The sequence below is a fragment of the Methylocapsa aurea genome, assembly GCF_000746085.1.
GTDB classification, from domain to species: Bacteria; Pseudomonadota; Alphaproteobacteria; order Rhizobiales; family Beijerinckiaceae; genus Methylocapsa; species Methylocapsa aurea.
In genome coordinates, this window is record NZ_JQKO01000009.1 from 201,164 (window position 1) to 225,442 (window position 24,279).

The 24,279-nt window shown below is 59.3% G+C and carries 26 protein-coding genes; 12 read left to right on the forward strand and 14 right to left on the reverse strand.

Features of this window, described 5'->3' with window-relative positions:
• Positions 1–250: 250 nt before the first annotated feature.
• The 3 genes from DL86_RS07550 to DL86_RS07560 all read right to left on the reverse strand — a co-directional run bounded on the left by DL86_RS07550 (position 251) and on the right by DL86_RS07560 (position 3,399).
• Complete coding sequence (locus DL86_RS07550; RefSeq protein ID WP_036259845.1) at positions 251–1,324, reverse strand: MlaD family protein; 1,074 nt, start codon at positions 1,322–1,324, stop codon at positions 251–253.
• 33 nt (positions 1,325–1,357) lie between these two features.
• On the reverse strand, positions 1,358–2,122 hold the full coding sequence (locus tag DL86_RS07555; RefSeq protein ID WP_084572779.1) for an ABC transporter ATP-binding protein: 765 nt from the start codon (positions 2,120–2,122) through the stop codon (positions 1,358–1,360).
• Positions 2,123–2,259: 137 nt separating this feature from the next.
• Positions 2,260–3,399 (reverse strand): MlaE family lipid ABC transporter permease subunit, encoded by a 1,140-nt coding sequence (locus tag DL86_RS07560; RefSeq protein WP_036259847.1) that lies wholly within the window; start codon positions 3,397–3,399, stop codon positions 2,260–2,262.
• Between the two features lie 837 nt (positions 3,400–4,236).
• Here DL86_RS07560 and DL86_RS07565 point away from each other — a divergent pair.
• The 8 genes from DL86_RS07565 to DL86_RS07605 all read left to right on the forward strand — a co-directional run bounded on the left by DL86_RS07565 (position 4,237) and on the right by DL86_RS07605 (position 13,475).
• Positions 4,237–5,247, forward strand: a complete 1,011-nt coding sequence (locus DL86_RS07565) for a hypothetical protein (RefSeq protein ID WP_036259849.1) — start codon at positions 4,237–4,239, stop codon at positions 5,245–5,247.
• A 10-nt stretch (positions 5,248–5,257) separates the two neighbouring features.
• Positions 5,258–5,629, forward strand: coding sequence for a copper homeostasis periplasmic binding protein CopC (gene copC, locus DL86_RS07570; protein WP_036259850.1), 372 nt, complete (start codon positions 5,258–5,260; stop codon positions 5,627–5,629).
• A gap of 131 nt (positions 5,630–5,760) precedes the next feature.
• Positions 5,761–6,696 carry a CopD family protein gene (locus DL86_RS07575; protein WP_162180405.1) on the forward strand — a complete coding sequence of 312 codons (936 nt, stop codon included), beginning with the start codon at positions 5,761–5,763 and terminating at the stop codon, positions 6,694–6,696.
• Between the two features lie 77 nt (positions 6,697–6,773).
• On the forward strand, positions 6,774–7,316 hold the full coding sequence (locus tag DL86_RS07580; protein ID WP_036259852.1) for a cytochrome b: 543 nt from the start codon (positions 6,774–6,776) through the stop codon (positions 7,314–7,316).
• A gap of 267 nt (positions 7,317–7,583) precedes the next feature.
• Positions 7,584–8,282 (forward strand): VIT1/CCC1 transporter family protein, encoded by a 699-nt coding sequence (locus DL86_RS07590; RefSeq protein WP_036259854.1) that lies wholly within the window; start codon positions 7,584–7,586, stop codon positions 8,280–8,282.
• A 45-nt stretch (positions 8,283–8,327) separates the two neighbouring features.
• Positions 8,328–9,569 (forward strand): MgtC/SapB family protein, encoded by a 1,242-nt coding sequence (locus DL86_RS07595; RefSeq protein ID WP_036259855.1) that lies wholly within the window; start codon positions 8,328–8,330, stop codon positions 9,567–9,569.
• 89 nt (positions 9,570–9,658) lie between these two features.
• Complete coding sequence (dgcA, locus tag DL86_RS07600) at positions 9,659–10,639, forward strand: N-acetyl-D-Glu racemase DgcA (protein ID WP_036259856.1); 981 nt, start codon at positions 9,659–9,661, stop codon at positions 10,637–10,639.
• 292 nt (positions 10,640–10,931) lie between these two features.
• Positions 10,932–13,475, forward strand: a complete 2,544-nt coding sequence (locus DL86_RS07605) for a glycosyl hydrolase family 28-related protein (RefSeq protein WP_084572770.1) — start codon at positions 10,932–10,934, stop codon at positions 13,473–13,475.
• A 218-nt stretch (positions 13,476–13,693) separates the two neighbouring features.
• On the opposite strand, the gene DL86_RS07610 is transcribed toward DL86_RS07605, so the two are convergent.
• On the reverse strand, positions 13,694–15,193 hold the full coding sequence (locus DL86_RS07610) for a phosphomannomutase/phosphoglucomutase (RefSeq protein ID WP_036259858.1): 1,500 nt from the start codon (positions 15,191–15,193) through the stop codon (positions 13,694–13,696).
• A gap of 56 nt (positions 15,194–15,249) precedes the next feature.
• Between DL86_RS07610 and DL86_RS07615 the strand changes: the two genes are divergently transcribed.
• The gene (locus DL86_RS07615) at positions 15,250–15,534 is read left to right on the forward strand and encodes a hypothetical protein (protein ID WP_036259859.1); all 285 of its coding nucleotides are present in this window, start codon (positions 15,250–15,252) and stop codon (positions 15,532–15,534) included.
• A 9-nt stretch (positions 15,535–15,543) separates the two neighbouring features.
• On the opposite strand, the gene DL86_RS07620 is transcribed toward DL86_RS07615, so the two are convergent.
• Both DL86_RS07620 and trxB read right to left on the reverse strand, forming a co-directional pair.
• Positions 15,544–15,876 (reverse strand): ComEA family DNA-binding protein, encoded by a 333-nt coding sequence (locus DL86_RS07620; protein WP_036259861.1) that lies wholly within the window; start codon positions 15,874–15,876, stop codon positions 15,544–15,546.
• A gap of 119 nt (positions 15,877–15,995) precedes the next feature.
• Entirely contained in the window at positions 15,996–16,979 is a 984-nt protein-coding gene (gene trxB, locus DL86_RS07625; RefSeq protein WP_036259862.1) for a thioredoxin-disulfide reductase, read from the reverse strand.
• A 314-nt stretch (positions 16,980–17,293) separates the two neighbouring features.
• Between trxB and DL86_RS07630 the strand changes: the two genes are divergently transcribed.
• The gene (locus DL86_RS07630) at positions 17,294–17,671 is read left to right on the forward strand and encodes a GtrA family protein (protein ID WP_036259867.1); all 378 of its coding nucleotides are present in this window, start codon (positions 17,294–17,296) and stop codon (positions 17,669–17,671) included.
• A 48-nt stretch (positions 17,672–17,719) separates the two neighbouring features.
• On the opposite strand, the gene DL86_RS07635 is transcribed toward DL86_RS07630, so the two are convergent.
• The 4 genes from DL86_RS07635 to DL86_RS07650 form a co-directional block, all read right to left on the reverse strand.
• On the reverse strand, positions 17,720–18,175 hold the full coding sequence (locus tag DL86_RS07635; RefSeq protein ID WP_036259869.1) for an arsenate-mycothiol transferase ArsC: 456 nt from the start codon (positions 18,173–18,175) through the stop codon (positions 17,720–17,722).
• Positions 18,176–18,216: 41 nt separating this feature from the next.
• Positions 18,217–18,705, reverse strand: coding sequence for a UPF0262 family protein (locus DL86_RS07640; RefSeq protein ID WP_036259871.1), 489 nt, complete (start codon positions 18,703–18,705; stop codon positions 18,217–18,219).
• Positions 18,702–20,003, reverse strand: a complete 1,302-nt coding sequence (gene hisD, locus DL86_RS07645) for a histidinol dehydrogenase (protein ID WP_036259872.1) — start codon at positions 20,001–20,003, stop codon at positions 18,702–18,704. Before hisD ends, DL86_RS07640 begins: the two co-directional genes overlap by 4 nt.
• Positions 20,004–20,517: 514 nt before the next feature.
• Positions 20,518–20,997, reverse strand: a complete 480-nt coding sequence (locus DL86_RS07650; protein ID WP_036259978.1) for a glutathione peroxidase — start codon at positions 20,995–20,997, stop codon at positions 20,518–20,520.
• 249 nt (positions 20,998–21,246) lie between these two features.
• On the opposite strand from DL86_RS07650, the gene DL86_RS19740 reads away from it, so the two are divergent.
• Positions 21,247–21,804 (forward strand): hypothetical protein, encoded by a 558-nt coding sequence (locus DL86_RS19740; protein WP_156964529.1) that lies wholly within the window; start codon positions 21,247–21,249, stop codon positions 21,802–21,804.
• 45 nt (positions 21,805–21,849) lie between these two features.
• On the opposite strand, the gene DL86_RS07660 is transcribed toward DL86_RS19740, so the two are convergent.
• From DL86_RS07660 to DL86_RS20105, 4 genes are all read right to left on the reverse strand, one after another.
• Positions 21,850–22,296 carry a hypothetical protein gene (locus DL86_RS07660; RefSeq protein WP_036259876.1) on the reverse strand — a complete coding sequence of 149 codons (447 nt, stop codon included), beginning with the start codon at positions 22,294–22,296 and terminating at the stop codon, positions 21,850–21,852.
• On the reverse strand, positions 22,296–22,661 hold the full coding sequence (locus DL86_RS19745; RefSeq protein WP_156964530.1) for a hypothetical protein: 366 nt from the start codon (positions 22,659–22,661) through the stop codon (positions 22,296–22,298). Before DL86_RS19745 ends, DL86_RS07660 begins: the two co-directional genes overlap by 1 nt.
• A 172-nt stretch (positions 22,662–22,833) precedes the next feature.
• Complete coding sequence (locus DL86_RS19750; RefSeq protein ID WP_156964531.1) at positions 22,834–23,103, reverse strand: hypothetical protein; 270 nt, start codon at positions 23,101–23,103, stop codon at positions 22,834–22,836.
• Complete coding sequence (locus DL86_RS20105; protein WP_036259879.1) at positions 23,100–23,516, reverse strand: lysozyme family protein; 417 nt, start codon at positions 23,514–23,516, stop codon at positions 23,100–23,102. The genes DL86_RS19750 and DL86_RS20105 overlap by 4 nt, the downstream gene beginning before the upstream one ends.
• A 132-nt stretch (positions 23,517–23,648) precedes the next feature.
• Between DL86_RS20105 and DL86_RS07675 the strand changes: the two genes are divergently transcribed.
• A complete protein-coding gene (locus DL86_RS07675) occupies positions 23,649–24,170 on the forward strand; it encodes a TonB-dependent receptor plug domain-containing protein (RefSeq protein ID WP_210165408.1) in 522 nt (173 codons plus the stop codon).
• The last annotated feature ends 109 nt before the right edge of the window (positions 24,171–24,279 follow it).

Consider the following 24,279-nt stretch of genomic DNA (forward strand, 5'->3'; position numbering starts at 1 on the left):
CCATTCCTGATCTACTCCGCATCGGGTCACGAGCCGACAAGTAGCGCCTCCGTCTTAAGACGTCGCTAACGCTTGTAATTTTAGCATTTGAGCGGCCCTGCCGAAGAAAGCATCGGTCGGCAATCCGTCCTGGCGCCCTTGAGCCGGAGGGCGCTCGAGTTCAAAAGGTTTGAGCAGGTTCTTACGAGGCATCGGATATATCCGATGCCTCAATATCAAAAAAGTCGGGCAACCATTTTAAGAACATGCCCTAGCGGGCGCCCGAATATTCAGGAATTTGCTGCTTCTTGCCGAACAGAAATTGCTGCGGATTGTTCTCGATCGAGCGAATGGCCTGGTTGATCTCGTCCAGCGTTTTGCGGCCATCCACCGCCAAGGCCTCGAATTGCCGCAGTCCAGAGCCGGTAAAACGGGTCAGGTTAGCGGCGATTTCTTTCATCCGGACATCGAAATCGTCGGCGAGCTTTCTGACCGATCTCGCCGTCGCGGCGATCTCCGCGAAAACGCCTTTCGAATCGCCGGTAGCCAGAAAGCCATTAAGGTTTGTCAAGACGCCGTCGACCTTGTCGGCGGCGGCGTTGAGTTTTGCCGACATCGACGCAAAATCGGCGACAATCGTCTTGACGTTTTTCGGATCAATGGCTTTCATGACGATATCGGCATCGCTCGCCAGGGTCTCCAGCTTCCCGGCCAGCGGCTTGATCGTCTTGCCGACATCGCCGACGGCGCCCATGAAATCCTTCAATCCCTCGGCGTTGGCGGCGAGAGCGCCGGAAAATGTTTCGATATTCTTCACCGATGCGCTAAGAGACGCCGAATTATTGTCAAGCAGCCGATTGCTCCGATCCAGAAAATCGGAGGCCTGACCCGCGATCCGCCGCGCCGTTTCGAGAAGATCCTGGAAATCCGAACGATCGGCCTGGATCACGCCGGGGGCGCCATCGGAGCTGGCTGAAAGCGGCTGCGCGGCCTCCGTGCCGCCCGAGAGCGCGATCGAGGCGACGCCCGTCAAACCCGCAGCTTCCAGACGCGCCTTGGTGTCGGTTCGGATGGGAACGCGCCCGTCAATATCAATCAGCGCGGAAACATGAGCCGGATCCTGCGGATCGAGATCGATCTTGGTCACGTCGCCGACTCGCACGCCGTTGAAGAGGACCGGAGCGCCGCGTATCAATCCGGAAACCGAGCCGCTGAACACGACCTTATAAACGTGCCGACCGCCCGGCTTATCGCCGCCCGAAAACCACAGGACGAAGCCAAAGGCCGAGGCAATGACCGCCAAGGTGAAAACGCCGATCAAGGCATAATTTGCGCGGGTTTCCATAGGCTTAGCCCTGCATTCCTGTGTTTGAGGCGGTCATGGCGCATCGCGCGGATAGGCGCGGCCATTGCCCGCCGGGACGCCGCCCACTCGCGGCGCGACCGAAGGATCAAACTGACGCGCTCTTTTGCCATGGAAATAAGAGCGCAGCCAGGGATGCTCGGACGCAAGCATCGCCTCGATTGGGCCCGCGGCGATCACTTTTCCTTCAGCGAGAGCCGCAATTCTGTCGCAGATCGCATAGAGGCTGTCGAGATCATGCGTCACCATGAAGACGGTGAGGCCGAGAGTCTTCTGCAGCGTTGCGATCAATGCGTCGAATTCCGCCGCGCCAATGGGATCAAGACCCGACGTCGGCTCGTCGAGAAAAACCAGTTCCGGATCGAGCGCCAAAGCCCGCGCCAAAGCCGCCCGCTTGATCATGCCGCCCGAAAGCTCGGATGGAAACTTGTCCGCCGCATCGAGATCGAGACCGACAAGCTGGATCTTCAGCATGGCGAGGTCATCGGCGAGGCGCGCCGACAATTGCAGATGTTCGCGCATCGGCACCTGGACATTCTGCTTGACGGTGAGCCCGGAAAACAGCGCGCCGCCCTGAAACATCACGCCGATCCGCCGCTCGATGGAGTCATATTCGCCCGCCGAAACCGAATCGAGGTCCGCGCCAAAAATCTCGATGCGCCCGCTCTGCTTGCGCAAGAGCCCGAGAATCGTCCGGGTCAAGACGGATTTGCCGGTGCCGGACCCGCCAACCACGCCGAGGACCTCGCCCTTGTAAACGTCGAGATCAAGCCCCTGCATGATAGGCTGGCCGCCAAAGCCGACGACGAGATCGCGCACGCAGATTGCTATCGGCGGCGCGGAGCGCCCGCGGATAAGCCTCCCGGACTGGCCAAGGCTTGACGCGAGGCCGGCCTCTGGCAAGGGGCGCCCGCTCTTCAATATCGAATTCCGGCGAAAAATACGGCGAAAAGTCCGTCCACGACAATGACCATGAAGATAGATTTGACGACCGAGGCCGTGACCTGCCGGCCAAGCGATTCGGCCGAGCCCGAGACGGCCAAGCCTTCGACGGAAGCGATAAGGCCGATGACGAGCGCCATGAATGGGGCTTTGATCAAGCCGACCATGAATGTGTTCACGCCGATCGCCGATGGCAGCAGCGCCACGAAGCTTGCCGGACTCATCCCCGCATAGACCCAGCTGACGATGATGCCGCCAGCAATCGCCGACATGTCGGCGATAAAGGTCAGGAGCGGCAAGCTCAGCACGAGCGCGAGGATTCTTGGCACGATCAGGACCTCGACCGGCCGCAAGCCCATCACGGTCAAGGCGTCGATCTCCTCGCGCATCTTCATAGAGCCAAGCTCGGCCGTGATCGCCGAACCGGACCGGCCAGCGACCATGATCGAGGTTAAAAGGACGCCGAGTTCTCGCAAAATCAGGATGCCGACGAGATCGACGACGAGAATTGAGGCGCCGAAGCGCCGCAGCTGGAAGATGCCTTGTTGGGCAACGATCGCGCCGACCAGAAAATTGATCAAGGCTATGATCGGAACGCTGCGAAACGCAAAGGTCTCCATATGGAAGACCAGCGACGTTCCGCGAAAATGCTTGGGCTGGACCAGGCTTTTCCCAATCGAGGCCACCACTTCGCCAAGAAAGCTGACGCCGGCGAGCAGATCGCGGCCAGCCGCGCAGACGCTCTCGCCGACGTCGGCGAAAAGATTGAAGAGATAAGAGCTCCGCCGCGGCTGTGGGGCCTTAAAGGCGCGATATTGGGCCTCCTCGAGCAGAATTCCGAACTCCGGCCGGATCGACTCCAGTTGCGCGTCGACGCCCTTGGCGCCGAGGTCCTGGCGCGTCTTGTCGATTAGCCAAGCCCCCGCGGTGTCGAGCCGCGCGACGCCGCCAAGATTCAAAATGGCCCGCCTCGCCCCGCCGGCTTCGGCCAAGAGGGCCTTGGCGCCAGCTTCGATCGCGGCGGCGGCGTCCAAGGTCCAATGCCCGGCAAGGCTGAGCCGCACCGCATCGCCGGCGCGCTCACTGGTAAAAGTTGGACCGTCCAGCACATCCATCCTTCGCGTTCCGCCTCAATGATCGCATGCTGAGAAGTCGCCTTAGTACTTCGCATGTGAGGCGAAGTCGAGGCGGCCTATTTTTCGCCATGGTTCAACACGGTGCGGCCCTGATAAGGCCCAGAATTGTGGCCCTATTGCCACGTTTCCGAACAAACCAGTCCGAGCGTGCGGACAAGACCGAACGCCGACTGGAATCGGCTTGACTTCGATACGGAGAAAATTTCCACGTTGCATCGTAGACGAAATATTATCGACAAATGTTAAGAAGCGAGGTGCTCGAAAGTGCGGGGGGGCGGTAGGCTAAGCACCGGGCAGTTTGACTGGCTTAGGCCAAGGCTTCGCGAAGGACGGCGCAGCCGGGTTGCCAGTTGGCTCGTCGCGCTGGCTTGCTTCGCTCAGTTTCTGCTGCCGGCGGGCCAGCGCCGCACGGAAGAGCCGCCTGCACCGCCGCTTGTCGAAGCGAGGGCGGACCTCGCTATCGCTCCTTTGCGCGCGGCTCCAGCGGTTCCCTGCCCCCATCATGCGATAAAAGCCCAAGGGCGCCAACCGCCTATTCCCGAGCACAGTTCGTGCGATCATCGGCAGTGCTGCTGTTGCCCCATTGAAGGAGTCAGCGCGGTCATCCCCCCGACGGGAATGGCGGAAATGGCCCCTTCGCCTCCCTTCGCCGAAGCTGTCGCCGCGCCTCAAAACCTCTTATCCACCCCTCGCCGAGCGTCTTTCGCCGGGCAGCCGCGCGGACCGCCTGTCCTCATCTGAAGAGCCATCGCTAGGCGCGCGCCGCATCGCGGCAGCCGCGCCGATCGCCTCTCTGTTCAGATTAAGGACTCTATCATGTCTTACAGGACTTTAACCGCCGGCGCGCTCGGCGCCGCGGCCATTGTTTTCGGCGTCAGCCCTGCTCTCTCTCACGTATTCGTGGGCAGCAGGTTCTTTCCGGCTACGCTCACCATCGATGATCCTGGCGTCAACGACGAATTGGCTTTGCCAACCTTCGCCTATCTCGCCAATCCGGACATCATTCTCGACGATGGGACACACCAGGGCTCAAGGCAGTATAATTACTCGTTCGAATATTCGAAACGCATCACGCCGGATTTCGGCATTTCGATCGAAGACAGCTATACGCGTCTGACCCCCCTTGGGAGCGGCTGGCAAAATCTCGAAACATCACTCAAATATCAGCTGTTCATCAACGCCGAGCATGAATTCATATTGTCGCTCGGCGTCGGCTTCGAATGGGGCCACACCGGCAATGCAACCGTCGGCGCCGAGCCCTTCACAAGTTGGGAGCCACAGATTTTCTTTGGAAAAGGCGCCGGCGACCTGCCCACGGAACTCGATATTTTTCGGCCCTTCGCGGTCACCGGCCAGATGGGCGTAGCGCTTTCGACCCACCCGATCAACGTGAGCGTGAGTTTTGATCCGGAGACCCGCCTAAACACCGTCGACATCGAGCGCAGTCCGACGGCTTTGAATTGGGGATTCTCGCTCCAATATAGCCTTCCCTACATGAACTCCAATGTCTTGGCGATCGATAACGAGTTCCTAAAGCACCTTATTCCCTTAGTCGAAGTCTCGTTCTCGACCCCGATTGCAAACATCGGCCCCACTGGAAGCGGCAACAGCCACGTCACCATCGGCACGATCAACCCTGGGGTCATCTACAGCGCCAGGTATTTTCAAATCGGCATCGAAGCTTTGATTCCGGTCAACGCCGATAGCGGAAAACATGTCGGCGCCATCGCGCAATTGCACTTCTATCTCGACGATATCTTCCCCGACTCCCTCGGCAAGCCGCTGTTCGCCCCCGAAGGATTCGTGAGCGCCAGATCGCCATTCTAGAGAGGTCCCCATGCTACGCTTCTTGAAATTCTCGATCGCGGCCGCCTTGATGTCTTGGTTGGCCGCGACGACTGCGTCGGCGCACGCGCTGTTGGATAGCGCCAGTCCGCCGGTCGGCGGAACCGTTTCCGGCTCGCCCCGAGAAATCAGGCTTTTTTTGACGCAAGGCATAGTCCCGGCCTTCTCCGGCGTGACGGTCACGGACGCCAACGGGGCTCCGGTTCCAACCGGAAAGCTGGCGGTCGACCCCTCCAACCCAAGCATCGTGATCGTGCGCCTCGGCCAGGCGTTGAGGCCCGGCGCCTACACGGTAAGATGGCATGTGGTGTCGGTCGACACCCATCCCACCCAGGGTTCGTTCAGATTTACCGTCGCGCCTTGAGCACGGCTTAAAGCCCCACCGGCTTGTGTTCGCGTCAAGCTACCGCCGGTGTGGCGCGCACTGACTCGCGCCAAACGCGGGCGCAGCATACGAAGCATGATTCGATGTCGCTTTGCCGGCATGGAGGGACAATGACGACGTTCCAATTCCTCCTCATCGCGCGCTGGATCCACTTCGCTTCGGTCTTCGCTCTGTTCGGCTCGTCGTTCTTTTGGTTCTACATGGGACCTGAACGATCGTCGGCGGGGCCCAATGGCCTTCCCCGAGCCCTCCGCGCGACAATAATATTGCTTCGGGTCGCGGCGCCAGTCGCGGCTCTGTCCGGCGGCGCCTGGCTCGCCGGCATGCTGGTCCATATGACAAGCGACATTGGCAGCCTGGTTGATCCCGAAACCTTGCGCCTCTTCTTTTTCAATACGCCATTTGGCGCGGTGGCGATCATCCGCTTGACGCTCCTCGCTTTGGGCGTGGGCGTCGCCGCCTCGCCCTGGCATGGCCGCACCTGGATGTCCGCGCTCATGCACATTGGCGCCTTGCTACTGGTCAGCCAGGCTTGGCTCGGCCATGCCGCGGAGGGAGGGACGGGTCTCTATGGCGACGCGATGATTGCGGCCTACGCCATCCATGTGTTGGCTGCGGGAGCCTGGGTCGGCGGCCTTCCGCCCCTCCTTTTCGCGCTCGCCGAACAAAGGCGCTTCGGCCCCGAAGAGGCGCGAAAATGCAGCCTCGACATTATGTCGCGCTATTCGCTGATGGCGATGATCGCGGTCACTTTCATCGTTCTAAGCGGAATCGTCAGCGCAGGCTTCCGGGTTGCTGGCTCTTTCGACAAGCTTTTCTACACGTCCTATGGCGATGCGCTGGTCACAAAGTCCGTTGTCGTCGCCGTGATGTTGGCTCTCGCTTGCTTCAATCGATTCGTCGCGATGCCAAAGCTGCGCGTGGCGTCGCTCAAGGGAATGACGCAGATTGACAGGCTCGGCTATAGCGTGGCTTGCGAACTAGCGCTCGGTCTTTTGGTTCTCGCCGCCGCCGCGGTTCTTGGCGTCACGATGCCGCCGCAGTGAGCGCAGGGACCGATGACTTCTCCAAATTGACACTTTCCATAGGTATTGCTGTTGCCAGGCAGAACAAGGACTTTTGGATGCAATTCGTCTCCCAAGGCGCCGCGCGTTACGATCTCACTACGATCCGACTCCATTGGGCGACAGCCGCGCTGGTGCTCGTTCAATGGCTCATCGCGCAAATCATCGACTTATTTCCCAAGGGCATGCCTCGGATCGAGGTTCGCTCGGTGCATATCAGCCTCGGCCTATGCCTCGCTGTCTTGCTGATCGCGCGCCTGTTCTGGCGGGCGACCCGCGGGCGCGCTTTGCCGGCGGCCAATCGCGGCGCCCTGAACATATTGGCAAAGGGAACCCATCTTGCGCTCTACGCCCTGCTCGGCGCCATCGTGCTCGTTGGACTCTTCCTTGTTTGGGTGCGCGGCGACAGCTTCTTCGGCCTTTTCGCCATCCCCGCCTTCGACCCTGGCAACCAGGCGCTTCGGCACAATGTCGAGGAGTTGCACGGCGCGCTCGCGACGCTCATTTTGGTCCTGGCCGGCCTGCATGCGGCGGCGGGACTGATCCACCACTTTCTGTGGAATGATGGAGTCTTGCGGCGGATGACGCCGACCGACAATTAGAGCGATCGCTCCAAAGCGAATTGATCTTGCTTTCGTCGCATGATCTTCTTCAAGGTGAGCCGCCGCCGTCTTGGGATCGCTCTCTCGCCCATTTTCCGGGCAACAACCGGACGCCATTCCTCGACACAGCAAGTCACTCGTTCAAAGGCCGATGGCTCTTTCCGGCCGCCTTCGACCTGGTTAAAGCGTTTTGGGGCTGGCGAGCGCGCCTCCCGCCCGAGGGCATTCGCATTATCCTCGCGATTTCAATCCAGCGGCAGGTTTCCCATGCCAGCGACGCCCCACATTGAAAAGCACTTTCTGGCGTCCGCCGCGGTTCGCGATGTCGTGATCGGGATGGCCGATGGACTCACCGTGCCTTTCGCCCTCGCAGCCGGGCTTTCTGGAGCCGTATCGTCGACAAGCATCATCACGACAGCAGGACTTGCCGAGGTGGCGGCCGGCGCGATTGCAATGGGCCTTGGCGGCTACCTCGCGGCGCGCACCGATCTCGAACATTACCGCTCCGAATATCGACGTGAGCAAATGGAGATCGATCTGGTTCCTGAAACGGAGCGCGCCGAGGTGCGAAAAATCCTGCGCGAACAAGGCCTCGACGCCGCCCTGACCGAAACCGTCACGGCGGCGCTGACGCGCGATCGACAGCGCTGGCTCAATTTCATGATGCGTTTCGAACTCAGTCTCGAGGAGCCGGAAGCCGGCCGGGAAGTCAAAAGCGCCCTGACCATCGGCGCAGCCTATGTCGTCGGTGGACTCATCCCGCTGACGCCCTATTTCCTTTCGAATGCGGTTTCGCAGGCGCTTCCCCTTTCGATCGCGCTCACGTTGACGGCGCTATGCCTCTTTGGCGGCGTCAAGGGACAGATCACGGGGGTTCCCCCGCTTAAGAGCGCTCTGCAGACCGCGATCGTCGGCACGCTCGCCGCCGCGGCGGCCTATGCCATCGCGCGGATGGTCGGCGCCTGAAGCAGCGCCGGCGTAAACGCTCATTGCAAGCAAACACCGAAGGCCATGCCCGATCTCGATCCAGTCATCCTCCGCCTTGCCGTCGCCCTCGGGATTGGCCTTATGATTGGCACCGAGCGCGAGCGCCGGAAGGGCGAGGGGCCAGATCGCTCACCCGCCGGCCTTCGCACCTTCGCTCTCGCCTCCCTCACCGGAGCGATCGGCTTTATCGTCGGCGGAGCGCCATTGCTCGCCGTCGCCATAGGCGGGATTTTTGCTTTGACCGCGCTTGCCTATTGGCGGGGCCATGACGCCGATCCCGGCCTCACCACGGAAATCGCCCTCAGCGCGACGACGCTTCTTGGCGGACTCGCAATGACCCAACCTGGCCTCGCCGCCGGCATCGCCGTCGCCGTGACCATTCTCCTTAGCGCCCGATCGGCGCTTCACCAATTTGTGCGCTCGGTTCTCAGCGAAGACGAAGTCAGGGACGCCCTGATCTTCGCCGCCGCCACTTTGATCATTCTGCCGGTCCTGCCCGATCAAGCCATTGGGCCATTTGGGGCCCTCAATCCGCATGCGATCTGGATCATCGTCATTCTGGTCATGGCTATCGGCGGCCTTGGCCATGTCGCAGTTCGCTTTCTTGGCGCCCGCTTCGGCCTTCCAATCGCGGGACTCGCCTCGGGCTTCATTTCCAGCATAGCAACAATAGGCGTCATGGGAGCGCGCGCAATCAAAGAGCCAGAGCGGCTTGGGCCGGCGGCGGCAGGCGCCGTTTTGTCGACGGTTGCGACCATTATCCAGATGGTTTTACTCCTTGCAGCGACCAACATCGCAACTCTAAGAGCGCTTTCCATTCCCCTCGCTTGCGCCGGGGCAGCCGCTATTCTATACGGCTCGATCTTCGCGATCCAAGCCTTGCATGCTGATTCAGGAGATGTGGACGAGCGCGGGCATGCGTTCAGCCTTAAGACAGCATTGGTCTTCGCCGCTATGCTCAGCGCGGTCCTGCTCGCCTCAAAAGCCATGAACGAATGGTTTGGGGCCGCTGGCGTCATCGCGGCGGCCGCCGTCGCGGGTTTCGCCGATACTCATTCCGCGGCAATCTCCGTCGCCACATTGGCCGGCGCCGGAAAGATAAGCGCCCCCGATGCCGCCCTGCCGATTCTGATCGCGATCTCGACAAACACCATCACCAAGCTGGTCGTCAGCATAGCCGCTGGCGGATGGGCCTTCTCCCTTCGCGTCATACCAGGATTGATCCTGGTGATTTTGGCCGCTTGGGCGGGATGGGCTTGGGCGTGACTGACCGAGCGCCGGCCGCGAGCGTTGCCCAACGCAGGGCACTGTGCGACAGGTGAGTTCATCGCCTCGCTATCTTAGATCTCCAGCCAATGCCAAGACTCAGCATTACAGTCGAACGGTTTCCGATCGCCGGAAAATTCGTGATTTCGCGCGGCGCCAAGACGGAGGCCGTCGTTGTCGTGGCGACGATCGAGGAGGCTGGCTTTCGCGGCCGCGGCGAATGCGTCCCTTACGCCCGATACGGCGAAACCGTCGAAAGCGTAGCGGCGCAAATCACATCGGTCCGCTCGTGCGTCGAGGCGGGCGTCGATTGCGCCGAACTGCAAGCGCTGCTGCCCGCAGGGGCCGCCCGCAACGCGCTCGATTGCGCACTGTGGGATTTTACGGCCAAGCGCCGCGGCGTTCCGGTTCATGAACTGGCGGGCCTCCCGCCTCCAGTCGCCGTGACGACGGCGTTCACGATCTCGGTTGGCGCCCCAGCCGAAATGGCGGCGGCCGCGGCCAGGGCCAGAGAGCGCCCCATCTTAAAAATTAAGCTCGCTGGCGAAGGCGACCCTGCGCGCTTGGCCGCCGTTCGCGCCGCCGCGCCGGAAGCGCTGCTCATCGTCGACGCCAACGAGGCCTGGACGCAAGCTGATCTCGAACGCCATCTCGCCGCCTGCGCAGAGGCGGGCGTCGCTTTGGTGGAGCAGCCGCTTGCCGCCAGTGATGATGACGCACTCGCAAGGATCGAGCGCATCGTTCCGGTTTGCGCCGACGAGAGCGTTCATGACCGACGCGGATTGGAGTTTCTCCGCGAACGTTACGACGCGATCAATGTCAAGCTCGACAAGGCTGGGGGCCTGACCGAGGTTTTGGCCATGACTAAGCAGGCGGAGACCCTCGGTTTCGGTCTCGTCATAGGCTGCATGGTCGCCACTTCGCTTGCAATGGCCCCGGCCCTTCTGACGGCGGCCAGCGCGCGTTTTGTCGATCTCGATGGTCCGCTGCTCCTGGAGCGCGATCGGGCGCATGGCCTCGCCTATGAAGGGTCGCTGATCCGCCCGCCTTCCCGCGCCCTATGGGGCTGATGAAAAAAAAATGAACTTTCGTTAGCTATCAACATTTAACATTTACGGAACGCATATAGCACGCGCTGAACTCGGGTTCTCGACGGCCGTCCGCCGCCGCGTTGTGAACGTAATACACTCATCATCTGGACATATTAAATCAATATATCCGTCGGATGCGTTGCATTCCGATAAGAGAACCTGCATGCTTAAATGGTTCCATTAGCGTCAGTATATCGCCTATTCCGACATATGACGGACATAGTTACACGATATATTTAGCTAAATTCTCGACATACGAGAGGAATATACGATGCAGATGCCATTATTACAGTCATATATTTTAAGTAAGCTCGACAAACTTAACCTTTGCAGATATGCTATTCTATTATATTATATAGCTATATCTTGTACGCTTTTCGGCGGCGCATCTTGGGCTAAACCAATCATATTCAACCAACCCGCCACCGCTAATCCTGGCGAGATCGTCAGTCTGATCGGCAATGGGTTTGGAGCCTCGCCTCGTTTGTACCTCAAACCGGCGCACCAGACCGCCTCAAGCGAGGTGCCGATCATGAAGGGCGAGGATACGGTCGTTGTTTTTCAAGTGCCTAAAGGCAAGCCCCTCGACCTTTATGAGATCTGGGTCTCCGACGGCAGCACATCGAGCGCGCATGTCACGATCAATGCGCCTCGCGCCATGCAATTCGACACCCCCGAAATTGCGGGCGGCAGCAAATTTCGTATTTTCGGACGAAATCTATATGTAGGCGGCACTGCGCCCACAGTAACGCTGATCGATACGGAAACAAACGCTTCCCTCAGCGCTCCTCTTCTTGCGGCCGGCCCGAACGACGCCTACCGACTTGCCGTCACGGCGCCGAGCGGCATCGTCGCGGGACGCACCTATCAGGTTCGCGTCACGAACGCGCTCGGGTCCGCGATCGCCGACCAAACCCTCTCGGGGCGCTCCGCAGGCAGCGATCCATTTGGCCTTGGAGTGCCTTGGGGCGCCGATTTCATTTCCCAAAATGGCCCTAACTACAAAGGGATAAAGGGTCAAAACGAAAGCGACCATCATGTCGTTGACGTCACCAAGGACACGAGCCTCACCGTCTACGCCAAAGGCGACGGCGTGACCGACGCGACCGCCGCCATCCAGGCGGCCATAGACCTAGTCTATAAGAACGGCGGCGGCTTCGTTTATCTCCCAGCCGGAACTTATAGGTTGGAACCAAAGGCCTATTTCGGACTGACGCTCAGATCAGGCGTTGTTCTCAAGGGTCATAGCGTCGCTGATACGAAGATTACCTTTGGCCCCGCAGCGACAACAACCATAGGATCTACTCAATATACCCCATTTTACTGGCCTGCTGGCACACAACGCTCTGGAATAGCCGACCTTGCGATCACTAATATTGATGCAACTAGTCAAGCTGTCGTCAATGCCTCCTCAGGAGGAGGCAATGTCAGCAAATTATTCATTGCGCGGGTCAATTGGGACCTTGGCACGGGCCGACAAATTTCGCTCGGCGGGGACAGAATCGCCATTGTCAACTCCAATTTTCGCCAAGCCGCAAATACTCAGTTCCCACTGAGCAATGGCGCAAGCGGGATTGGGCCTCTCTATCTGACCGGGATCAGCAACTTCACATTCCGAAGCAATATTGTTGCTTGGGCTTCGGGACAAAACTCGATGAATGAGTTGACCAATGCCGTGATTGAATCAAATCACTTCACGCGCATCGCCGATCAGATCGTGGCCGGCCAGCAGCAGATGTCTTGGCCCTATGTCGGGACGCCGATTGTCTCTGGCGCGCTGGTCCAGAGATCGCAAGGACGCCAGCTCTCCATCAATTTCGGAAAGAACATCGTCATCCATAGCAATATATTCGATACCTCTGGCAATGCCCTCAAATATAATTGGGCTGACGGGGAGACAATTCTCTCGGAAGGCGGCGGACCGAAACCCAGGAGCGACACCGGCACTACGACCTCCGCCGGCGCACTAACGGTCGCCGACGACTCAAGATGCTCGGGCGCCTGCTCCTGGAATTATTATCCCAACTCCATCGTGAGCATCGTCACCGGCAAAGGCGCAGGGCAGTTGCGGCATATCGTCGGGCGCAACAACAATACGTTTACTGTCGATCAACCGTGGGACATCATACCCTCGCCAGGAGATCATTTCGCGATCGCTACGCCTTCGTTTGAAAATACTCTCATCCGCTTTAATACGATGAGCGGCAATCCCCAGGGAGTCCTGTTGTATGGAGGGACTTTTCTCAACGTTTCTATTGTCGCCAATACTTTGACAGATAATGGCGGCATTTATCTGCGCCCCGATCAACGGACGCCCCCCTCGTATTGGACCAAGACGCCCTCATCGTTTTATTTTAACCGTATAAGCAACGTTGACATTGTCAGCAACACGTTGACCAACACAAAGGGTCTTTACGGTTCCTACATAGCTGCTGAGTTTGCGCTAATTTACCCCAACACGCTTTGGGGCGGCAGCACCGATGGCATCAGAATTCTAGGGAATAAGATCACAGCCCGCGCGGGCACGCCGGTCTATTGGTCCGCTGAGGGATACGTAAATAAAGTTGCCTACCAAAACCCGACCACTCCCTATCTTGATCAAGGCCTGGCGGCAATTACTGGAACCGTGCTTCAAGGCAATAATTGCACGAACTGCCCCGTCAATTACACCGTAAGCACAGCGGTGCTTGACACGGTCATTTGGAACGCTGCGACCACAAATAACCCCGGCGTTCAGTCCACATTCCTCGTCGATAAGACAATATCGAGCGGCACCCCAAAGACCTCAATTGGCACAATCGTGGGTCGTGACTAAACTCCCGCTCAGGAAGGCGGCGAGATCGAGAGCGGTCTAATCGCGATCTCGCCGCCGCCGGTCAAACCGGCGACGGGAAGCGGCGCCATTCTCAGGAATCCTTTGTTTGGCGGCTATCCGTGGCGCTTGACGACGCGGAGTTCGGATCCCCTTACAGCGTTTCCCCGTCCTCTCAGCGCCTTCTTGACGATCGCGGATCCGATAGACGGCGGCGGGCGTCAAATGGTTTGATTATAGGCGCCGACTTCCGGGTTCTCGCGCAAGATCGCATCCACCGCCGCAAACATTTCACGCATCCTTGCTTCCGATACCGGACTTTCGACGACAACGACCAGTTCGGGCTTGTTCGAGGAAGCGCGAACGAGCCCCCAGGTGCCGTCGTCAACAGTGACGCGCACGCCGTTGACAGTGACGAGATCGCGGATCTTCTGCCCGGTCAGGGACCTGCCCTTCTCCTGCATATCCTTGAAATGCCCGACCACTTTGTCGACGACGCCATATTTCTTTTCGTCGTCGCAATGAGGCGACATGGTTGGCGAGCCCCAGGTCTTAGGCAACGCATCATAGAGCTCCGCCATCGACTTTCCTGGGTTGCGATCGAGCATTTCGATGACATGGATGGCGGTGAGAATCCCGTCGTCATAGCCGCGCCCAACCGGGGCGTTGAAGAAAAAATGCCCGGATTTCTCGAAGCCAGCGAGCGCTTTGAGATCGGTTACGCGCCGCTTGATATAGGAGTGCCCGGTCTTCCAATAGTCCGCCTTGACGCCCTGCTGCAGAAGCTGCGGATCGGTCGCGAAAAGGCCAGTCGATTTGACGTCGACGACGAAAGTGGCGTTGGGGTAGAGCTTGGAGAGATCGCGCGCGAGCATGACGCCGATCTTGTCGGCGAAAATTTCCTCCCCACGGTTGTCGACGACGCCGCAGCGGTCTCCGTCGCCGTCAAAGCCAAGACCGACGTCGGCTCCGGTTTCGCGCACTTTGTCCGCCATGGCGTGCAGCATCTTCAGGTCTTCTGGATTCGGATTATAATTCGGAAACGTGAAATCGAGCTCTGCATCGAGCGGGATCACTTCACAGCCGAGTTTCTCCAGAACCTTGGGCGCAAAGGCGCCGGCGGTGCCATTGCCGCAGGCTGCGACGACCTTCAACTTGCGGGCGATCTTTGGCCGATTGACGAGGTCGGCGATGTAGCGGGCCGGGAAATCCTCGACGAAGCGGTAGGAGCCGCCATCGGCGTAGCGAAACTTTCCCTCCAGAACGATCGCCTTGAGACGCTCCATCTCGTCGGGGCCAAAGGTGACCGGTCTTTGGGCGCCCATTTTCACGCCGGTCCAGCCATTGTCGTTATGCGAAGCGGTCACCATGGCGACCGCCGGCACATCGAGTTCAAACTGCGCGAAATAGGCCATCGGCGAAAGCGCAAGGCCGATGTCATGAACCTTGACGCCCGCCGCCATCAGGCCGGTCATCAAGGCATATTTGATCGAAGCCGAATAGGCGCGAAAATCATGTCCGGTGACGAGTACTGGCTTGACCCCGAGATCATGGAGCAGCGTGCCGAGCCCAAGGCCCAAAGCTTGCACGCCCATGAGATTGATCTCCTTTTCGAAGATCCAACGCGCGTCATATTCGCGAAAACCCGTCGGCTTCACCATGGGGCAGGTTTCATAGGCGTAAGTATTGGTCGCCAGTTGCGGCGCGGGCTTCGGAAACATGACTTAGATCCTTTGCGAGGGCTCGTGCTTTCGACGATCTCAAAAGCGGCGGCCGGATGTCCGGCAACGCCGCGAGCGCGCCGACAGCTTCGTTTGACGACATGCGCGCTTGGAGAAAAACCGCCGTGGCGGCATGTCCATTGCCGCCACATACGGTCGGAAACGCCGGCGCGATCAACGAAACTATGGCCGCATTAAATTTACGTTTTATGGCAATTCCTGTGTCGCACAAGGTTTCAGTTCGACGCAAGAAAATGCTCTGGCGCAGTGGACCAGCCTGCATGCGCCAATTCGCCGGCGTCCGCCGCGAAGATTGCAAATTCCGCGGGCGCAGACGCTAAACCGGACACCTAATTCTGTTTAGCAATGATCTTGTCTTTAATGCCGGCGTAGACGGCTGCCGGGATAATTTTCCTTTGCACCAAGTCGTCTTTGCCTTTGTAGGGCCGGTTCTTGATGACGTCGGCCGCGCGTTTATCGCCAATGCCTTTCAAGGCGCGCAGGTCCTCCAAGCTCGCCGTATTGATGTCGAGGAGCGCGGCGGGCGCAGGCGCCGCGATTTTCCGGCCGGCCAAGCCCTTGTCCGGCGCCGCCGACTGGACGCCTTGACCGAAACAAGGTGGCGCAAAGCTCGCGGCGGCGCAAAAAATAAGGGCGATGATGGATTTCCGATCGAATGTCATAAAAGCCTCCTCGCAAGCTTTGTAGAATCCATCGGCTGGCGACGAACTTGACGCAGCGATCGAGCAGCGGCGTCCGCCAACCGATGCCGGCGGTCCCACCCTGCCAGGCTGTCATCGGCTCATTCCGCCGCAGCCCGCGCATCGCCAGCGGCGGCAAGCCAGCGCTCGGCTTCGAGCGCCGCCATGCAGCCCATCCCGGCGGCGGTCACCGCCTGCCGATAAATATCGTCAGTGACATCGCCTGCGGCGAAGACGCCCGGCACATTCGTCGCCGTCGAGTCCGCCGCCGTCTTTATATAGCCGTTCGGCTTGACGATCAGTTGACCCATGAAAAGCTCGGAGGCGGGCTTATGCCCGATGGCGACGAAAACGCCATGCGTCTCAAGCTCGCGCAAGGCATTGGTCTTGACGTCTTTTAAAACCACGCGAGTGACGCTGGGCGGATTGTCGTCGCCGCGAATCTCATCAACGATATGATCCCAGATGAGTTCGACATTCGGCCGCTTGAACAGGCGCTCCTGCAGGATCCGCTCGGCCCGGAACGCGTCCCGCCGATGCACGACGGTCACTTTGCTGGCGAGATGGCTAAGATACAGCGCCTCCTCCACCGCCGAATTGCCGCCGCCGACCACGACGACCTCCTTGCCGCGATAGAAAAATCCGTCGCAGGTGGCGCAGGCCGATACGCCATAGCCCTTGAACTTGGCCTCCGAAGGGATGTCCAGCCACTTGGCCTTGGCGCCGGTCGCGATGACCAGGGAGTCGCACGTATAGGTAGCGCCGCTGTCGCCGATGAGGCGGAACGGGCGTTGGCCGAGGTCGACGCGAACGATATGATCGGTTGCCATGCGGGCGCCGACATGCTCCGCCTGCGCCTTCATCTGCTCCATCAGCCAAGGCCCTTGAATGGGCGCGGCGAAGCCCGGATAATTCTCCACATCCGTCGTGATCATCAGCTGCCCGCCAGGCTCGAAGCCAGCAATCAGAACCGGCTCCAGCATGGCGCGCGCCGCGTAAATCGCAGCGGTATAGCCCGCCGGACCGGAGCCAACGATGATGAGTTTAGCGTGCAAAGGGCCTGAAGGGGGAGAACCAGCGGACATGGAAGTCTCGTGCGATTGCGAATTCGATCAAGAGCGGCTAGGGCTCGGTTGCCGCAGCCTATACGAGCCGGATGCCCCGCCGCAACCTTTGAGCCCGGAGTCGCCCCTTTCAATCCCGTGACGATGGCGTTTTTCGAGCTCGCGCCTGGGCTGGGCGGCAATCGTCGGCAAAACGCCGCCACTGCATTCGGGAGAAAGGGACGCAGAATCAAGGGAGCTGAGCAGGGCTGCCTTTGGGCCATCCGCAACGCACCCGCCCCCTAGCAACAGATTAAATCACGACCGTGAAACCCAGCGATAGCCAGATCCAGCAAATGACCCACCTGCTCCGCCAGTTTTCGGCATTCGCAGGCGTCGGCCTCGTCGCCACAACCATCCACTACGCCGTATTAATCGGCCTCGTCGAGATCGGCGGCCTTTCCCCTGTCGCCGCCGCCTTGACGGGGTTTGGCGCGGGCGGCGCGGTCTCCTATGGCCTCAGCCGCCGGCATGTCTTTCAATCCGAACGGCGGCACCAGGAAGCAATTTGGCGCTTCGGGCTCGTGGTCGCCGTCAGCTTTGGGCTTACCTATCTTTTCATGTCTTTGTTCGTCACTATTGGCGGCATTCCCTACTTGCTCGCTCAGGCGGCGACCACCGGCATCGTCATGCTCTGGAGCTTTGTCGCGCACCGGATGTGGACATTTGCATGAGCATGGCCGCGTCGCCGGCCGCGGCCAATTCTCGGCTCGAAACCCGCGTCACGGATTGCTCATCGGCCGGTAATCCAACAATTTTTCCAGCCGCTCCAGCAGACCATCGCGAACGCTGCGGTACGCATCGAGAACGCGCTCCCGCGATCCTTCGACCGCAGTCGGGTCCAGGGTCGGCCAATAGACGACATCAGCCGCGAGCGTGCGCGTGAATTCAAGCGCCTTGTGATGCGCCTCGGGCGACAGAGTGACGATGAGATCGAAACAAGCATCTTCGAGATCCTCGAAGGTGTGCGGCCGATGCTTGCTCATGTCGATGCCGATTTCTTCCATCGCCGCGATCGCGAAACCATCGCTTTCACCGCGTTTGATGCCAGCCGATGCAAAATAGATCTCTGTTCCGAAGAAATGTTTTCCGAGAGCCTCCGCCATCGGCGAACGCACCGTATTCAGCGTACAGGCAAACAGCACGGCTTGCGGACGATCCTTGACTGCGGTCTTCATCTAGACTGCGCCTCGGCGTCCCGCACCAAAGGCATGGGATCCTAGCCTTTCCAATGCAAAGCGACGACGAGCGTGAAAATGCGCCGCGCGGTGTCGACGTCGCAGTCGATCTTGCCTTTCAGGCGCTCGATAAGAAGTTGCGCCCCCTCATTGTGAAGGGCGCGGCGGCCCATATCGATCGCCTCGATCTGCGTTGGCATCGCCGTTCTGATCGCCGCGTAATAGCTCTCGCAGACAAAGAAATAGTCCTTGAGAAGGCCCCGCAAGGGCGTCAACGAAAGAATATGCGCGACCAGCGGCGCGCCATTTTCGTCGACGATTTCCAATGCGAGTTTGGCGTCCTGCAAGGCGATCTTCAGCCCATAGGGGCCGGCATCGTGGCCCGGCAGGGCAAAACAGTTTTCCTCAAGCAGATCATAGATCGCGATTTGCCGCTCATGCTCCTTGTCAGGGGTGCTGCGGCCGATCGAAGCCTCATCGAGCACCACCGACACAAGGCGATTTCGGCGATGTGACTCCTCTCCACTCATGATGACCGCGGATCGAGACGGAGCGAAACGGAGCGCGCATGGCCATCCAGCCCCTCGGCGCGTCCAAGGGCGACCGCCGCAGGCCCGATCGCGGCGAGGCTTCCCGGCCCGCATTTCAAAATCGATGTTCGTTTCATGAAATCGAGAACATTGAGGCCGGAGGAAAAGCGCGCCGAACGGGCGGTCGGCAGGACGTGATTCGAACCGCCGACATAGTCCCCGATTGCCTCGGGCGTATGGGCGCCGATGAATATAGCGCCGGCATTGCGAATTCCCAAGCTCAACGCCTCGGCATCCGGCGCTATGATTTCGAGATGCTCCGGCGCGAGCCGATTGGCCAGCTCCAGGCTTTCCTGAAGCTCCGACACGATGATGATGGCGCCAAAGTCGCGCCAGCTCGCTGCGGCGATCTCCTTGCGGGGAAGAGCCGACAATTGCCGCTCGACCGCCGCTTCGACGGCTTCGGCGAAGCGGGCGTCATCGGTGATCAGGATAGATTGGGCCGCGGGGTCATGCTCGGCCTGCGCAAGAAGATCGGCGCCAACCCATTCTGGGTTCGCGCTATTGTTGGCGATGATCACGACTTCGGAAGGCCCGGCGATCATATCGATGCCGACGGTTCCGAAGACCCGCCGCTTTGCGGCCGCGACATAAGCATTGCCCGGGCCGACGATTTTCGCGACGGGGGCAATTGTCGGCGTCCCATAAGCCAACGCCGCGATCGCTTGCGCCCCGCCGACCCGATAGATTTCATCGACGCCGGCAAGCTTCGCCGCCGCGAAGACGAGCGGATTGATTTTGCCGTCCGGCGCCGGGACAACCATGACAACGCGAGGCACGCCTGCGACCTTTGCCGGCGTCGCATTCATCAAGACCGAGGAGGGATAGCTCGCGGTGCCGCCCGGCACGTAAAGACCGACAGACTCGATCGAAAGCCACCGCCAGCCAAGTTCAACCCCGAGCGCGTCGGTAAAGCGTTCATCCTGCGGGCGCTGCCTGTCATGAAACGCCACAATGCGCGCATGCGCCAACCGTAACGCATCAAGCGCATCGGGCGGGCAAAGCGTGACCGCAGCATCGATTTCGTCAGAGCCGACGCGCAGACCCAGCTTCCCCAGATCGACCCTGTCGAATTTCTTCGAATAAGCGACAAGCGCGTCATCGCCTGTTGCGACAACCTCTGCGATGATCGCCCGCACCGCATGATCGACGTCCTCGGCTGTCTCCCGCTTCATCGTGAGCAGAGCATTAAATGAAACGCTGAAATCCGGGCTCCGCGTGTCCAGCCGCAACGGCATGAAGTTGTCTCCTTTATCCTGAAATCTGTTGGCGCCCGCTTCTGTTAGCCGTCCTGGCGCAGGGAGGCAATTCGCCCGACGTCGCCTGCTTTTGACGCTCGCCGGATTAGCTCGAACCATCCCCTCCGCCGATCAATAAGGCGGCTTCGACGACGCCGGCGCCCTTTCGGGCGCCGGACAGTCCGATCGGCGGCGTGAACATGCAACGGGGACGAAAATGAGGAAAGCACTTTCAGGCCGCCGCTGAAAACAAACAGCCTCAGCAGCGGCTTTTCACGCGCCGCTCTTCGAGCGCTTCCCCGGAAGTTATCCGATTGAGAGGCAATCGCTAGAATTTAGAACGCCAGAGCATGTCGAGCAGCTCTTTCGGAGTATATCTAGCTAAAGTTTTTTAACCCAAGCTTGAAACAAGCATTGATGCTGGACCCCCTAGACCACGGCGACCGTCTTAGATCAGACGACTTATTGACGCAAAGAAAAGAGAATGCTCAACTCCAACAAAATGAATAATAGTCTAGATTATCTTTTCAATTTCCTTTTCCAAGTCCTTGGGCGTTGTCGTCGGCGCGAAACGGCCAGCAACTTTGCCATTGCGATCGACGAGAAATTTCGTGAAATTCCATTTGATCGGCTCGGAGCCAAGTACTCCCTTGGCTTCCCCTTTTAGATATTGAAACAGAGGATGAGCTTCGGCGCCATTGACGTCGATCTTTCCGAACAAAGGAAAGGTCACGTCATAGCTTCGCGAACAAAATTGCGCGATTTCGGCTGCATCGCCCGGTTCCTGACCACCGAATTGATTGCATGGAAATCCCAGAACCGAGAAACCTTTTGCGCCATACTTCCGATAAAGCGCCTCAAGCCCTTCATATTGCGGCGTGAACCCACATTTGCTCGCGGTGTTTACGACCAGCAGCACCTGTCCGGAAAAATCCGTCAGCGGCTTCTCCGATCCGTCAATGGTCTTTGCTGTAAAATCATAAATCGTGCCCATGTCCGTCTCCTGGCGCATATTCCCTAAATTGACGAGGCATTTCCCGCCAACGCCAAGCGCGACGACCTCCAATCAAATAATAATAGAGCAATGCGCCCAAAGCGGCCACGAGCTTCTTTCGGCGCCGTCAAAGCCCCGCGCCTCCCCTAGAGTGGATAGGTCGCCAACTCGTGCGCAGCATCGGCCGGCCGCCGCGTCAAACGCTTTCATGATCCATCCTGCCGGCCAATCTTTTATGTCAGGCGAAAAATGAACAAAAAAAAAGCCCCTGCCCCGCATTGCGGGACAGGGGAGCAGTTGACGCCGGAGCGGCCTATTCGATCAACGTGTTCACTTCAAGCCATCGACCAAGACGCCACCTTCAAACTGCTGCAGAATTTAGACGCTCTCGGCGCCACCTGCTCCAGCCTTGCGATCGTGGCCGTTCACAGCAATGCGATAGAAGCCGGCAGGACCGCGATCAACGCGCGCTTCCTCCAGCGCCCGAGTCAGCGCATCAATCTTGCCTTCAAGCTTCGTGATTTCATGTTGCAAATCGCTGATGCGCTTTTCATATCCTTCGATCAAGGTCCGAATGCGAGCGTCGATCATCGCCGCCATTGGCGGTTGCCTATTGATCAAGGCCGTCAGAATCGTTCCAACAACCCCAATCATCGCGCCAATTCCGCCGGCGCCAAGCGTATTCCAGATGGCGCTATTACTTTCCATCATCATTCACGCCTTTCGACCGTAGGAAAGTTCAAAGTCCAAGCATGGAATGCTTTAAGCGGTATCGATCGCGCCCACTACTCGGTTGCTTTGATGTGAGATCCGACCGGATTGCGATAGAACCTCGGCCGCACGCTCTCTGCTCTATTTCCTGCCGAGCCATGCCGAGACGTTGCTGGTCCCGAGATGAACGCCCTGCACAAGGAAAAAGCTCGTAACGACAGCCCATTCATAGGCGTCATATGGCGCCGGAAGCTTCGGCACGCCAAAGACGGGGGCGCCGTAGAACGCCTTCGCCGCCATTATCATGTCGACAAAGACGAGGCCAAAATGAAGCGCCACCGGAAACCCTGCGATCCACATGACGACGCGATTGATGAAATGGCCGTAGACTTGAACCTTTAACGCATTGTTTCGCACTTCCATCGCGAGCGCGGTTTGCATAGTGGCTGAGTCAGCAGCCGCGCCGGCCGCGAAGCCGGCTTCCTCCGTCGCCAACTTGTCTTTCTTGTAGGCAAGCCACGCATTGACGAAAGGCGTGGTAACGGAGCCAAGCAGCGCATTGAGGACTGGAATGACGAGCGCGAACATCACGCATCCTCTTTCACAGGTTCGGCCTCGGCCGCAGAAACGATTCCAACCACATGGAAAACAGTCGTCATCACGGCGGTCGCGACGGCGACCTTGCCGCCCCAATCGAGACCTATCAACGGCGAAAGATCGACGCCGGCGAGTTCTTTGACAATTTCGGGCGCAATTGCCGCAATCATGCCCACCGCGCCCGCCAAGATGGTTTTCAACCCCTGGGTCTGCAGTCTCACCCGCACCCAAAGCGTCTCGGCTTCAGCGATCTTTGCGTCGAGCCCGATCGACTTTCGGAATTCTACGATTTTCGGCGGGACCCAAAGCCATAACAGCAAAGCGAAGGCGACAACGAGACCCGCGATCCAAATCATGATGCTTCTCCAAAGAAACGCAAACGACGCCCCTCGATATGAGTTGCTTCGTCTCGACGGCGCCCAAGCTGCGCCGGCCCGGCCATGCGCGACTTGCGCGTCGCCATAGACGGCCGCGCACATCCGCGCGCCGCAGCCGCGCGCGTCGTGTGGCCAGACGCGCGTCCCCAAGTCATGGGAAAAGGCCGACAAGACCGGCTCCGGAAGAGATAAGAGCGGCATTGCCAGGAGCTATTGCAATATAGCCCCGGGTGCGCGCCCAATCGGCTACATGAAAATCAACCGCTCGACCCCGGCAACAGCAATCCCAGCGATGCCAGGCTAGTCCACACCAGAACACGTCCATCGCTGTGTCATCTTTATCCAAAGAGCCAATCCATGCGCCCGTCGAAAAATAGGCGAGCGCAATCGAGCCAATCGAGAGCGACGCCTCCGTCATCATGGCTTTACGGCCTCCTTGAACGCCGCCGCTCTCTGCGCCTGCCGCCAAGCCCGCCAGATCATGATTCCGAGGCATAGGCCGACGGCCACCCCAATCGCGACCGTCAGCCAAAGCTGACCGCCGCCGAAATGGTGAAAGACTCCTCCCTGCGATGCAGCGGCGCCTCCGATGGCGCCCGTGGCGATATTCTTGTTCGCCGACTTGCGCGCCTCTTGCGCCTTACGTTCTAGAACCGGTCCGGCTAGGTCGCCGTGCAGCATCTTAATCGCCAGCGCCTCACATGCCGCGACGCGTCGCCCCCATCCCTTGCCGAAATGCGACCACGTCGTCAGCCCGTGGAGGAACGAGAGTCCTTCTGCGCACAGCTTTGCAATCACGGTTTCGGCAGAGGCCTTACCGACCTTGACGCGCATCAACGCCCAAAGCGCCCTCTTCGGCCCAGAATTCACGCCATAATCAAAACTGTTGACGACGTCGTGGTCACTGCGCCAGCGGCGGACTCTGTGGAGGCCGTTTCGCAAGCACAAGCCAAAGCCTTCCAAGACGTGCCTCAAGCGGCGACCGTCATCACTGAGCAGCAGATCGAAGCGTTGAACATTACCAATCTGCAGGACGCCAAGAAGCTCGAACCAAGCTTGCAGATCAAGTCCTACAATGTCCGCAACCTCACCATCAATGTTCGGGGATTCGGCGCCGACAGGGTGGACGCGACGAACGCTATTTTCGGGGGCGTGCCGATCTATATCGATGGGATTTATCAACCACGGCCGGGCCAAGCGGTCTTCGACATACCTGACCTCGTCGGGGTTGAAATGCTCAAAGGTCCTCAAGGCACGAGCGGAGGGCAGGACGCCACCGGCGGCGCCGTCTACATGACGACGGCGCTGCCGAGCTTTGTCACAAGGGAACTCGCCGAAGTATCCTACGGCAACTATAACTACGTGAAGGTCAAGGCTAGCGCCACCGGCCCCATTGCCGAAAGCGATCAATTCGCTTTTCGCCTGGGCGTCTTCAGCTCGGACCGGAGCGGCTACGTGTACAATTTGTTGATTTCCGCTTCGAACTGACCCGGGATTTTCATTGAGAAGTGACCCGGGTGGATGTTGTGTCCCGCGTTGCGGGCGAGGGTCAAGCGGCGGATTTTTCCTTTCGTGTTTTGGGAGCTGCGGCGCTTGC

Bases quoted from the DNA above. Each gene is read 5' to 3' on its own strand.
- DL86_RS19745 (WP_156964530.1), bottom strand. From the start codon at position 22,661: ATGATTTGGATCGCGGGTCTCGTTGTCGCCTTCGCTTTGCTGTTATGG.
- copC (WP_036259850.1), top strand. From the start codon at position 5,258: ATGCTACGCTTCTTGAAATTCTCGATCGCGGCCGCCTTGATGTCTTGG.
- DL86_RS07610 (WP_036259858.1), bottom strand. From the start codon at position 15,193: ATGTTTCCGAAGCCCGCGCCGCAACTGGCGACCAATACTTACGCCTAT.
- hisD (WP_036259872.1), bottom strand. From the start codon at position 20,003: ATGCCGTTGCGGCTGGACACGCGGAGCCCGGATTTCAGCGTTTCATTT.
- DL86_RS07620 (WP_036259861.1), bottom strand. From the start codon at position 15,876: ATGACATTCGATCGGAAATCCATCATCGCCCTTATTTTTTGCGCCGCC.
- DL86_RS07555 (WP_084572779.1), bottom strand. From the start codon at position 2,122: ATGCAGGGGCTTGATCTCGACGTTTACAAGGGCGAGGTCCTCGGCGTG.
- DL86_RS07630 (WP_036259867.1), top strand. From the start codon at position 17,294: ATGACCCACCTGCTCCGCCAGTTTTCGGCATTCGCAGGCGTCGGCCTC.
- DL86_RS07580 (WP_036259852.1), top strand. From the start codon at position 6,774: ATGCAATTCGTCTCCCAAGGCGCCGCGCGTTACGATCTCACTACGATC.
- DL86_RS07595 (WP_036259855.1), top strand. From the start codon at position 8,328: ATGCCCGATCTCGATCCAGTCATCCTCCGCCTTGCCGTCGCCCTCGGG.
- DL86_RS07605 (WP_084572770.1), top strand. From the start codon at position 10,932: ATGCAGATGCCATTATTACAGTCATATATTTTAAGTAAGCTCGACAAA.
- dgcA (WP_036259856.1), top strand. From the start codon at position 9,659: ATGCCAAGACTCAGCATTACAGTCGAACGGTTTCCGATCGCCGGAAAA.
- DL86_RS07565 (WP_036259849.1), top strand. From the start codon at position 4,237: ATGTCTTACAGGACTTTAACCGCCGGCGCGCTCGGCGCCGCGGCCATT.
- DL86_RS07550 (WP_036259845.1), bottom strand. From the start codon at position 1,324: ATGGAAACCCGCGCAAATTATGCCTTGATCGGCGTTTTCACCTTGGCG.
- DL86_RS07640 (WP_036259871.1), bottom strand. From the start codon at position 18,705: ATGAGTGGAGAGGAGTCACATCGCCGAAATCGCCTTGTGTCGGTGGTG.
- trxB (WP_036259862.1), bottom strand. From the start codon at position 16,979: ATGTCCGCTGGTTCTCCCCCTTCAGGCCCTTTGCACGCTAAACTCATC.
- DL86_RS07635 (WP_036259869.1), bottom strand. From the start codon at position 18,175: ATGAAGACCGCAGTCAAGGATCGTCCGCAAGCCGTGCTGTTTGCCTGT.
- DL86_RS07660 (WP_036259876.1), bottom strand. From the start codon at position 22,296: ATGTTCGCGCTCGTCATTCCAGTCCTCAATGCGCTGCTTGGCTCCGTT.
- DL86_RS20105 (WP_036259879.1), bottom strand. From the start codon at position 23,516: ATGCGCGTCAAGGTCGGTAAGGCCTCTGCCGAAACCGTGATTGCAAAG.
- DL86_RS19750 (WP_156964531.1), bottom strand. From the start codon at position 23,103: ATGATGACGGAGGCGTCGCTCTCGATTGGCTCGATTGCGCTCGCCTAT.
- DL86_RS07560 (WP_036259847.1), bottom strand. From the start codon at position 3,399: ATGGATGTGCTGGACGGTCCAACTTTTACCAGTGAGCGCGCCGGCGAT.
- DL86_RS07615 (WP_036259859.1), top strand. From the start codon at position 15,250: ATGTCCGGCAACGCCGCGAGCGCGCCGACAGCTTCGTTTGACGACATG.
- DL86_RS07590 (WP_036259854.1), top strand. From the start codon at position 7,584: ATGCCAGCGACGCCCCACATTGAAAAGCACTTTCTGGCGTCCGCCGCG.
- DL86_RS07575 (WP_162180405.1), top strand. From the start codon at position 5,761: ATGACGACGTTCCAATTCCTCCTCATCGCGCGCTGGATCCACTTCGCT.
- DL86_RS07650 (WP_036259978.1), bottom strand. From the start codon at position 20,997: ATGGGCACGATTTATGATTTTACAGCAAAGACCATTGACGGATCGGAG.
- DL86_RS19740 (WP_156964529.1), top strand. From the start codon at position 21,247: ATGAACAAAAAAAAAGCCCCTGCCCCGCATTGCGGGACAGGGGAGCAG.